At 63.8% G+C, this 1,939-nt stretch carries 1 protein-coding gene; it reads left to right on the top strand.

What is annotated here, in order from left to right:
- Positions 1-1,939: acetate--CoA ligase (gene acs / locus I6N89_RS25300; RefSeq protein ID WP_207020965.1), on the top strand; the 1,939-nt coding region annotated here is incomplete at both ends.

Here is a 1,939-nt window from a genome sequence, read left to right on the forward strand (position 1 = left end):
CCGACACCTACCCGCCGTCTTCCGATTTTGTTTCCGGAGCGCATGTCGACGCTGCGGCGTATGACGAGATGTATGCGCGGTCGCTGAGCGATCCGGACGGGTTCTGGGCCGATCAGGCGCAGCGGCTCGACTGGATGGCGCGGCCGACGAAGATCAAGAACACCTGCTTCGAGTTCGGCAAGGTCGATATCAAATGGTACGAGGACGGCGTGCTCAACGTCGCCTATAACTGCATCGACCGGCACCTCAAGACCCGCGCCAACCAGACCGCCATCATCTTCGAGCCCGACAACCCCGAAGACCCCGCGCAGCACATCACCTATGCCGAGCTCTACGACAAGGTGAACCGCATGGCCAACGTCCTGCTTTCCCAGGGCGTCATGCGCGGCGACCGCGTCGTCATCTACCTGCCGATGATCCCCGAGGCCGCCTATGCCATGCTGGCCTGCGCGCGCATCGGCGCCATCCATTCCATCGTCTTCGCCGGTTTCTCGCCCGACGCGCTGGCCAACCGCATCAACGATTGCGGCGCCAAGATCGTCATCACCGCCGACACCGCCCCGCGCGGCGGCCGCAAGACCGCGCTCAAGTCGAACACCGACGCCGCCCTGCTGCACTGCTCCGACAAGGTGCGCTGCCTCGTCGTCAAGCATACCGGCGACCAGACCTCCTGGATCCAGGGCCGCGATGTCGACCTCAACTACCTCATGGAGCACGCCGCCCCCGACTGCCCGCCGCGGCCGATGAACGCCGAAGACCCGCTGTTTATCCTCTATACCTCGGGCTCGACCGGCAAGCCCAAGGGGGTTGTGCACTCAAGTGGTGGATATTTGGTTTACGCCGCCATGACGATGGAGATCAGCTTCGATTACCACGAGGGCGACGTCTATTGGTGCACCGCCGATGTGGGCTGGGTGACCGGGCATTCCTATATTGTTTACGGGCCCTTGGCCAATGGCGCCACGACGCTGATGTTCGAGGGCGTGCCGACCTGGCCCGATGCAAGCCGGTTCTGGCAGGTTTGTGAAAAACATAAAGTAAATCAGTTCTACACCGCGCCGACGGCCATTCGCGCGCTGATGGGCCAGGGTGACGATTTCGTAACCGGTTGCGATCTATCCTCGCTCAAGGTGCTGGGCACCGTGGGCGAACCGATCAATCCGGAGGCGTGGAACTGGTATAACGACAAGGTGGGTCAGGGCCGCTGTCCGATCGTCGACACCTGGTGGCAGACAGAGACCGGCGGCCATCTGATGACGCCGCTGCCGGGCGCGCATGCGACCAAGCCGGGCGCGGCGATGAAGCCGTTCTTCGGGGTCAAACCCGTGGTGCTGGAGCCGACGAGCGGCGAGATCATCGAGGACCGCCCGACCGAGGGCGTGCTGGCGATTGCCGACAGCTGGCCGGGGCAGATGCGCACGGTCTGGGGCGACCACGAGCGTTTCGAGCAGACCTATTTCCAGCAGTACAAGGGCTATTACTTCTCCGGCGATGGCTGCCGGGTGGACGACGACGGCGATTACTGGATCACCGGGCGGGTCGATGACGTGATCAACGTCTCGGGCCACCGCATGGGCACGGCCGAGGTCGAATCAGCGCTGGTGGCGCATGCCAAGGTCGCCGAGGCCGCGGTGGTGGGTTACCCGCACCCGGTCAAGGGCCAGGGCATCTACTGCTACATCACGCTGATGAACGAGGTCGAGCCTTCCGATGATCTCAAGAAGGAGCTGCGGACCTGGGTGCGCACCGAGATCGGCCCCATCGCCTCGCCGGATCTGATCCAGTGGGCGCCGGGCCTGCCGAAGACCCGCTCCGGCAAGATCATGCGCCGCATCCTGCGCAAGATCGCCGAAAACGATTTCGGCGCCCTCGGCGATACCTCAACACTCGCCGATCCCTCCGTCGTCGAAGACCTCATCGAAAACCGCGCGAATAAGGG

It is taken from the genome of Salipiger abyssi, assembly GCF_017311415.1.
In the GTDB taxonomy this organism is placed as follows: domain Bacteria; phylum Pseudomonadota; class Alphaproteobacteria; order Rhodobacterales; family Rhodobacteraceae; genus Salipiger; species Salipiger abyssi_A.